The organism is Providencia sp. PROV122 (assembly GCF_028482365.1).
GTDB classification, from domain to species: domain Bacteria; phylum Pseudomonadota; class Gammaproteobacteria; order Enterobacterales; family Enterobacteriaceae; genus Providencia; species Providencia stuartii.
The window spans coordinates 1-9550 of the sequence record NZ_JAMPQI010000052.1 but is presented as its reverse complement, the minus strand read 5'-3'; the positions used below and the strand labels follow the sequence as shown (position 1 = coordinate 9550).

General features: G+C 39.0%; 6 protein-coding genes and 1 pseudogene. 2 read left to right on the top strand and 5 right to left on the bottom strand.

Translation table 11 applies throughout. The features are described from left to right. Positions 1–83: 83 nt before the first annotated feature. The gene (locus PSE69_RS19350) at positions 84–3110 is read right to left on the bottom strand and encodes a Tn3 family transposase (RefSeq protein WP_272675323.1); all 3027 of its coding nucleotides are present in this window, start codon (positions 3108–3110) and stop codon (positions 84–86) included. 176 nt (positions 3111–3286) lie between these two features. Here PSE69_RS19350 and PSE69_RS19345 point away from each other — a divergent pair, with 176 nt between their 5' ends. Both PSE69_RS19345 and PSE69_RS19340 read left to right on the top strand, forming a co-directional pair. Beyond that, the gene (locus PSE69_RS19345) at positions 3287–3916 is read left to right on the top strand and encodes a recombinase family protein (protein ID WP_173914476.1); all 630 of its coding nucleotides are present in this window, start codon (positions 3287–3289) and stop codon (positions 3914–3916) included. 169 nt (positions 3917–4085) lie between these two features. Continuing rightward, the gene (locus PSE69_RS19340; RefSeq protein WP_104873091.1) at positions 4086–6083 is read left to right on the top strand and encodes a BCCT family transporter; all 1998 of its coding nucleotides are present in this window, start codon (positions 4086–4088) and stop codon (positions 6081–6083) included. 71 nt (positions 6084–6154) lie between these two features. Here the strand turns inward: PSE69_RS19340 and PSE69_RS19335 are convergent, their stop codons facing one another. From PSE69_RS19335 to PSE69_RS19320, 4 genes and pseudogenes are all read right to left on the bottom strand, one after another. Further along, positions 6155–7012: a universal stress protein gene (locus PSE69_RS19335; RefSeq protein ID WP_163761881.1), complete on the bottom strand. Its 858-nt coding sequence runs from the start codon at positions 7010–7012 to the stop codon at positions 6155–6157. Positions 7013–7014: 2 nt separating this feature from the next. Continuing rightward, on the bottom strand, positions 7015–8493 hold the full coding sequence (locus PSE69_RS19330) for a SulP family inorganic anion transporter (protein WP_173914478.1): 1479 nt from the start codon (positions 8491–8493) through the stop codon (positions 7015–7017). A 272-nt stretch (positions 8494–8765) separates the two neighbouring features. Continuing rightward, a pseudogene (locus PSE69_RS19325) lies at positions 8766–9078 on the bottom strand (ArsC/Spx/MgsR family protein); the annotation flags it as partial. Positions 9079–9435: 357 nt separating this feature from the next. After that, the coding region (locus PSE69_RS19320; protein ID WP_272675324.1) for an antirestriction protein ArdA at positions 9436–9550 on the bottom strand (115 nt) is incomplete at its 5' end.

Sequence of the window (9550 nt, the reverse complement as noted above, 5' to 3'; positions counted from 1 at the left end):
TTTCATCGAAAAGTCCAAAGTTTACTCGTAGCCCTTTGGTATCAAGGGCTACAGACGATATGTAATTTAATAATATAAATAGACTATGCCGCTAAGCTTAATGACTCTTCTGAAATGAGAGGATCTAAATTCTCCAGTAATCTTTCCAGTACAATATTATCTTTTTTAAGGCCAAAGGTGTAATTACCAGCTAACTGTATATGCTGCCATGCAACAGGCGATAACTCAGCTATCATATTGACCGCTTCTTGATTATTTTCACGCGAAAATTTTTCAATCAAACTGGATAATAATGCAGAATTATAATAAATAATGCAGTTAGCGATGATACGAGCACAATCATTCCATTGTTCTATCTGGTAATCATCACCACCTCTAAATTGATTACCATTAATTGACGCGATTGCACGCCGTAATTGATGGTAAGCTTCACCCCGATTAAGTGCTTGCTGGACGAACTGCCTGAGCATTTTGTTATCAACATAATCGAGAACGTATAAGCACTTAATTAATCGGTCATATTCACGAAGAGCCGCTAAGGTGCGATTGTTTTTCTTACTGTTAGAAAGCTTAGTAATCACCGTGCTTTGTGTTGTCGTTTTACGGCTTAATGAACAAATTATCCATTGAATATTTTCCCACTCTTCCTGAATGAGTGATAAATTGAGCGATTTTTTAAGTTTCAGGGAAAGGATCTCATCATATTCTATGTCAAACAATTCATTAAAAACGTGTTTAAATTTTGCATATCGCGGGGCAAACTGATATCCAAAAAGATCAAGGATAGCAAAATTTACGTTGTTAACGCCATGCGTATCTGTTGCTAATGTTTTGGGCTGAATATGACTGGTATTATTATAGAGTAAATCGAATGCGTGGTGGGCCTCATATTCATTGGCTGAAATCACTTTCGTGTTTATTGGTACATGATTTGAAACTAATGTGAGTGCCGATACACCTTTCCCTTTTCGGAAGTATTTGGCAGAAAAACGGGCTTTAAATGTATTGATTCGGCAACCATGTTTTTGGCCATCAATGCTACCAAATGGGGTACTTTCGTTAATCGTATAATATTTGAAAATGGGGAGTTTTGCTAAAGCATCAGATATCATATCATTAGCTTCACTCGTTGTTTCAGGTCTAATATACCCATCATTGACGGCTCTAAGCACACCGATGGCTCTATCTGATATTGATGACATATGATGAACACCATAGTTTGAGCCATTTCCAAATATGCAAGCAAGTAAATCGCCCTCTTTGGCCTTAGTGTTTTTCTTTTTTGAGGCGATATTTTTGAATGCATCTAAGTAACCCGTTTTTTGATGAACATAGTCCATAATTTCAATGATCCCCATATGTTGGAGCTGGTTATATATGGGATTATCAATATCATCTTTCCAGCGTTTATTCGCCAGTTTCCATGTTAACTGATTTGAACGCGGTTGAAGTGTCACGAAATCATTGGCTCCATCATGGATATTACGACCAATACGCTCTATTTGATCGCTCAATTTTTGCGTTAATTCCGAAAGCGTTTGTTCTATTGGCGTATTGAGCCGAGTTAACCCTGTTTTTTGAATGATGACATGGCTTTTTTTCCACTCGGCGGCTGAAATCAAATCATCGGCTAAACGCTTGTTATTAGCGCTTTCATTGATGTAAATATGGTTACTCTCAATCATCCTAGCTACTTTTTGGTATAAATAGTATTCAAATCGTTGAGTATTAACCTGTTCATCTATCAAGATAAAAGGTTTATCGTTTTTTAACAGTAATCGCTGATCGACGGTAGAAATGTGCTTATCTTTTTGAAGTTCTAATTTTGCTGTTAATAATTGGGAAGACAGCAGGTGTAATCCTGGTTCGCATTCGATATCAATAGCGAGAAAAAGTGATCTCATCGTATTCGCAATTTTTCTGTATTGTGTATCAATGTATAGCCACTCATAATGGGTTTTATCAAAATTATTCTTATTAAGATGTTGACTTATTAACTGAATTTCATCTTTAGAGATCATTGTAAATGCATTTTGGCGAATATCACCAAATTGCGTATTGTCACTGACGGTTTCATCAACAAAGAGGTGTAAAATATTACCCGCATGCATTAACTTTTCACGAATAATTTCCAGTTCTTCTGCAATGCGTAACTTAGCTGAAGCACTCGCAGCTTCCCTTTGCTTTCTCGTCACATACAAAAAAGCTGTTACCAATTTATCATTAGTTTCTTGATAGCGAAAAAATAGATAACAAACCAGATATAACATGCCTTGCCATTCGGAAAATCGACGAATTTTATAAATCGATTGATGTTGAATAATCGATGCATAATAGCTTAAGTTACCTAATGATAATCTCAATTCACCAACAAGACGTTTTACGTCGGGATACACACTTTTTATGGTGTTATGCGTTTCAATTTCACTTGCGAGCTCTGTAGGTGTAAAATCTTTAGCTGCGCCTTGTTGACCAGATAGACTATTTAATACTCCTTTTGTATGCAGTATCTTCTTTAATTTTTTATGTATTATTGGTGGCACGCTATTTGACAGGATCAACTCGGTTCGATGCCTCTCATTAGCTAAAATCGTGGTGACCATATTTTGCAAAGTGGAATAACCCACTAATCCAATTCTGTTTTGACCTAAAAAAGCGAGGCATTCATCAAAAATATATTTGGGATATGTGCAGATTGTTGCGACATCATTTAAGCGCTCTATCAAAGCTTGTTTATCTCGCTTTAATAGCCGCGAAAAACCGAGTATTTCATACATTTTCGCTATCAATGTTGCACGAGTACTTTTAGCAATAAAGGGGTATTTCGGTTTTCTATTTGGAAAATGAGTCGCATAAATGTAGTCAACATCGTGTTTAACCTCTCGTAGCTTAAATTGAGCAACAACAGGCTTAGCGCGAAAATAACCGATCAGAAGAATTAAATATATTTTCGTTTCAATTTTTCCCATTTTAGCGAGGATTTTTTTGATACTCGGATCTAATGAAAAATATTCTTCACGCTCAATTTGATTAAATATTGGACGAGAATAGAGCTCATGAATTTCCTGTTCAGTCAAAATTTGAATACGGCCTGATTTAATCTCTTTCATTGTGGTTATGTTCTATCCTCTAAAAATAAACAACATCATATAATGAATGCGCGCGTAATCGATACAGAAGTGCAATTTAAGTCTACCTTAACTACACTAAGTGAAATCCAGTGTAGTAAGTATGAAAAACAGATGTATAATGCACCGAAATAACAACACTAATGTATAGTGCACCGATGAAGACAAATATAAGAATTTATGGATATCTACGTGCTTCTACGCATGAACAAGATGCCTCAAGAGCAAAAAATGAACTGTTGAAATTTGCTGAAGGAATGGGGCTACAAATTGCCTGCTGGTTTGAAGAAAATGAGTCAGGCGCTCAGCTTCACCGACCTGAACTCTTTCGCTTACTCAATGTGGCCATGCCCGGAGATATTATTTTAGTTGAACAAGTGGATAGAATTAGCCGCTTGAATACCGATGACTGGGAAAAATTAAAATATCTCATTGGACATAAAGGGTTAAAGGTCGTTTCTTTAGATCTGCCAACCAGTTACCAGTTTATGAGTCGCACCGATGAATTTACAGAACGAATGCTTGCAGCCCTTAACAGTATGATGTTAGACATTCTGGCAGCGGTTGCAAGAAAGGATTACGAAGATAGACGGCGTCGTCAAGCGCAAGGAGTGCAAAAAGCCAAACAAGAAGGGAAGTATAAAGGTCGTCCGGTCAATAAGATATTACACCAAAAAATTGAAGGTCTTCTAATGGAGAAAAAAAGCTATAGCCAAATAGAAAACCTGATAGGTTGCTCACGGCATACTATTTCGAAAGTATCAAAATTGATGAAAATAGTACAATAAATGTCCCTCTATTCGTTTATCCAGTTTATAGTCATACGGCTTGGTATGACATAAGAGAGATATTTAAGTATACACAAGAGATTGGATACTTTTTAATTAAATAATTTATATTTATCACCATAAACCGAGCTTCATGACAATCATGAGCACGCATTAAAAGGGAGATTGAATGTCATCATCACCACAAAAGTCTCAAACGTGGGGGAAGATAAATCCGCCCGTTTTCTTTGTTTCTGCTTTTATTATTTTATGTGTCGTTGCAGTAGCCGCTATTTTTCCTCAACGTTCTGAAATTTTGTTAAAAACCCTACAAGCTCAACTTTTTGAGAATGCCAGTTGGTTTTATATTCTGGCCGTTGCATTAATTTTATTGACCGTCGCCTATTTAGGGATCTCTCGATTTGGCCAAATCAAACTCGGTCCAGATCATGCTCAACCGCAATTTAGTTATCTTTCCTGGTTCGCTATGTTGTTTTCTGCTGGAATGGGCATTGGACTGATGTTTTTCGGGGTCGCAGAACCCGTGATGCACTATCTTGCTCCCCCCGTTGGAGACCCACAAACTGTTCAAGCTGCAAGAGAAGCAATGGAAATTACATTTTTCCATTGGGGCTTACATGCTTGGGCGATTTATGCCATTGTCGCCTTAATTCTCGCTTTTTTTAGTTATCGACATGGCTTACCGCTTACATTGCGTTCAGCTCTCTATCCCATCATTGGTGAACGTATCTATGGCCCAATGGGACATGCCGTTGATATTTTTGCTGTTGTTGGCACCGTTTTTGGCGTTGCAACTTCGCTTGGATTTGGTGTTTTGCAAGTCAACGCAGGATTAGCACATTTATTTGGTTTTCCTGTCAGTCCAACGATGCAAGTAATTTTGATCGTGGTGATCACGGGATTAGCGACGTTATCAGTCGTCAGTGGTTTAGATAAAGGCATACGAATTCTCTCTGAACTCAACCTAAGTTTAGCGGGTTTATTATTATTATTAATTGGGATTTTAGGCCCGACAGTACTGTTACTTAAATCTTTTGTCCAAAATACCGGGGCTTATCTTTCAGATATCATCAATAAAACCTTCAATCTTTATGCCTATGAGCCGCAATCGAGTGAATGGTTAGGGGGATGGACATTATTGTATTGGGGATGGTGGCTTTCATGGTCCCCTTTTGTGGGCATGTTTATTGCGAGGATCTCTCGAGGCCGTACTATTCGTGAGTTTGTTACAGGTGTTTTGTTTGTTCCTGCTGGGTTTACACTGCTTTGGATGACTTTTTTTGGAAATAGTGCCATCCATTTGATCCGTGATAATGGGGCTGAAATGTTGGCACAAGTCGTTCAAAAAGATGTTGCTCTCGCCTTATTTGAGTTTTTAAATTACTTTCCGTTTTCATCTGTTCTTTCTTTTGTCGCTATGCTGATGGTCATTGTTTTTTTTGTGACATCTGCAGACTCTGGGGCCATGGTTGTCGATACGTTAGCCTCGGGTGGTGAAATACACACACCCGTTTGGCAACGTATTTTTTGGGCCTTTTTGATGGGGGCCGTTGCAATCACACTTTTACTGGCCGGCGGATTAACGGCATTGCAAACTATGACGATAGCGACCGCGTTACCTTTTGCGATTATTTTATTGATTGCTATCGTCGGATTGCTAAAAGCTTTACGGATTGATGTGTATAAAAAAGACAGTCAACAGCTTGCTACCTTAGCACCGAATACCGGACGTGGGGGGTTATCATGGGAGCGTCGATTACGTAAAATAGCGTTCTTTCCTAAACGTAATCAGGTTAAACGTTTCATGGCGGAAGTGATTGAGCCGGCTATGCAGTCAGTCGTTACTGAGTTGGAAAAGCAGGGGACCGAGGTCGCTATCCATAATGAGAAAGACGATAGGGTGACTCTTGAAGTACAATTTGGTGAGAATCTCAATTTCCTCTATGAAATACGATTACGGGACTATTTGACGCCTTCTTTTGCATTAGTGGGTATGGATGATGATGAAAATAATGAGTCTCAGAAATACTACCGCGCTGAAGTTTATTTAAAGGAAGGTGGGCAAGACTACGATATTATGGGATGGAGTGAAGCGCAGATTATTCATGATATCCTCGATCAATATGAAAAACACATTCATTTTATTCATATTGTCGATAAATCGTAGCCACTTATTATGATAGAGAGGTGACGAAAGCGAGTCACCTCTCTTGGTAATAATGACTATAGACGAAAAGACTAACGAATGATGAGTAATGACACGGGCGTTTTATGTATCATCTCTGTCGTATGACTTCCGGTAAAAAATTGCCTCAATCGCGAATGACCAAAAGCCCCCATGATGATCAAATCAATATGGTGTTGTACTGCAAAGTTACACAACTCATCAACGATGCTATTGTCACCCTCAAGTAAATTGACTTTCACCTGAATACCGGCTTGATGAAGTTGGTTTTGTGCTTTTTTGAGCTGACAGTCTTGGTTACCGTACATCACCAGATAGCAATCACTACCGGCTAATAATTTCACTTGTGTTAACCGATGAATGATTCGTTCACCTTCCTCGCTGCCATCAAATGCAATCAGCATCTTTTTCGGTGGGGTAAAGTTTCGCTTGCAGATAAGCACTGAGTTTTTTTGAAGTCGAATAATGCCTTCGAGTTGACTGCCAATATGACCCGTTAATACAGATTGCTCGCCTCGACGACCGAGTACAACAATATGCGTATCATCTTGATTGAGTACTTCGGCTAACGTTCCTTGTCGCTGAAGTGTATTAACATCATGAAGACCTAAATCTTGAGTGATTTTTTTTGCACTCATCAATAATTGTCGGCCTTCCTCTCGGGTTAAGCGCGCTCGCTTTTCCTCAATATCCACGAGTTCACTCAATAAAGTTTCTCGGGTATCAAATCCGATGATCCCACTTAAATCATGGTGTGCTGATGTCGAGATTTTTTCATTCATGTGTAACAGTGTCAGTGGTAGGTCGAGTGTTTGGGCTATCCAAGCACTGGCGTGGCAAACAGCAATTGCCGAAGACGAACGGTCAATACACCCAATTACACAATTTTTTTGAATGATATCTGCTACCATAATTAATGACCTCCCATGAATTTTTCAATTTTTTTCGGGTCGTCATGAATACCAAATTTATCAACCAATGTTGCAGTGGCTTCATTCATCCCTTTAATTTCAACATCAATGCCTTCACGTCTAAACTTAATCACCACTTTATCTAACGCGCTGACGGAGGTGATATCCCAAAAATGAGCATGATCCACATCAATAATCGCTTTATCAATGTCTTCTTTAAAATCAAAAGCATTAACAAAGCGTTCTGATGTAGCAAAGAAAATTTGTCCTCGAACCTCATAATGGCGTGCTTTTTTATCTCTGCTTGATGTAACTGTCATGTATCGCGCGACTTTATTAGCAAAATTAAGCGCTGCGATGAGCACCCCGACAAGTACCCCGTAAGCCAGATTATGGGTCCAAACGACAACAATGACGGTGGCTATCATAACGACACTGGTTGATAGCGGATGAACTCGTATATCAGCAAGGGATCGCCAAGAAAAGGTTCCAATTGACACCATAATCATCACAGCAACTAACGCCGCCATGGGGATTTTTGATACCCAATCATTAAGAAAAACCACCATTAACAATAAAACAATACCGGCAACCAGTGTCGATAATCGGCCTCGGCCACCCGATTTTATATTGATGATGGATTGACCAATCATCGCACATCCTGCCATCCCGCCAATAAATGCAGTGGCAATATTCGCAATACCTTGCCCTTTGCATTCTCGATTTTTATCACTGGTTGTATCAGTCAAATCATCCACAATCGTTGCGGTCATCATCGATTCTAATAAGCCAACAACGGCAAGCGCTAGTGAGTAAGGTAATATGATCAGTAGCGTTTCGATATTCAAGGGAATATCAGGCACAAGGAAGATAGGTAAACTGTCAGGCAAAACGCCCATATCACCGACTGTGCGGATATCAAGACCCAGACTAATTGAAATTACCGTTAATACAACGATACACACTAATGGTGAAGGAATGGTCTTATTGATTAATGGAAACAGATAGATAATCCCTAAGCCTGCCGCGGTCATGGCATAAACATGCCAACTCACATGGGTTAACTCTGGAAGTTGGGCTAAAAAAATCAAGATAGCTAACGCATTAACAAACCCCGTTACGACAGAGCGTGAAACAAACCGCATTAAATTACCGAGCTTTAAATATCCTGCGATAACTTGAAATATCCCGGTTAAAACCGTCGCGGCTAATAGATACTGAAGGCCATGTTCTTTCACAAGAACGACCATTAAAAGTGCCATTGCTCCCGTTGCGGAGGAAATCATACCGGGGCGTCCTCCGATAAAAGCAATAATTACCGCAATGGAAAATGCTGCGTATAACCCGACTTTAGGGTCGACGCCGGCAATAATTGAAAAAGCGATTGCTTCAGGAATTAACGCTAAAGCAACAACAATACCGGCAAGCACATCCCCACGGATGTTACCTAGCCAGTCCTGACGAGTGGAGGACAACAGCATATTGGATTACCTTGTAATCTATCAATCCCTTGATGGGCGAGTGTATTTTAAATAAGCGAAATTATCCCTAAGAAGGGATGACGAAATTGGCTGATTTAGTATCAACCTAAAAGGAGGGCGGGAGCTCAGGGTGGCGTAAGACGCATAATATAATTATCTGTTCCTATTGATAGCAAGTTTTAAAAAATCAAGACTAACAGTACGTAATTAAGTTCCCTATTAGCATGAGCGCATTGGTACTATACATCAATGCACGCACCATGATAAGTATATTACTTAACTCTGACAACTTGTATGTCTACAATAAGCTCACCATCTTCTTTGATAAACTCATGTTGTTGCGGATGAGATAATATCTCCAATACGACTTCAGATGGTCGGTAAAGTTTAGTTCCTATTGGTGCAATATCAAATCAGTATTGGGTATTGCAACATAAAATCAATCAGTTGGTCATCGGTATAAATATCATTTTCTAAGGCTAATTGTTCATACCGTTCAACATTTTTTCGTAATAACGCCCTTACCGTAATTTTCATATCGGCAATAAGTTTTACTAACATATCCTTAGACGGTGGGGTTTCTAAATTTTAATTTTTCAATGTAATAGCATCGAGTGTTAATGCTATCGTATAAGATATCGCCTGTATCCCTTGATATTACAGGGCTAAGAGCAAACTTTGGACTTTTCGATGAAATGGGCGCGTAACCCCTTCTACTAGTGCATTTGTCATCACAGTAAGATAAATATCCATTTAATGGTTTGCATTAAATAAAAAAAGAACACCATAATAGCCATCTTTACGGATATCCGTAAAGATGGCTTATAGTAGAGTTTAGTTTGATTGGTGTTCTAGCTTATGGATGTTATTGGGATACTATTGCATTATTTATTCTCCGCCCAATGGGATCAAAGCGGTTTGACTCCCATTCTGTTATCCTATCTACCCACTTATATGATAAACATATCCTCCACTGTGAAAAATCCCCCCTTGTTCAAGACAAACATCACGTCCATAGCGTTCATAGTCAAAGTAATGGGATAAATGCCCCAGTTGG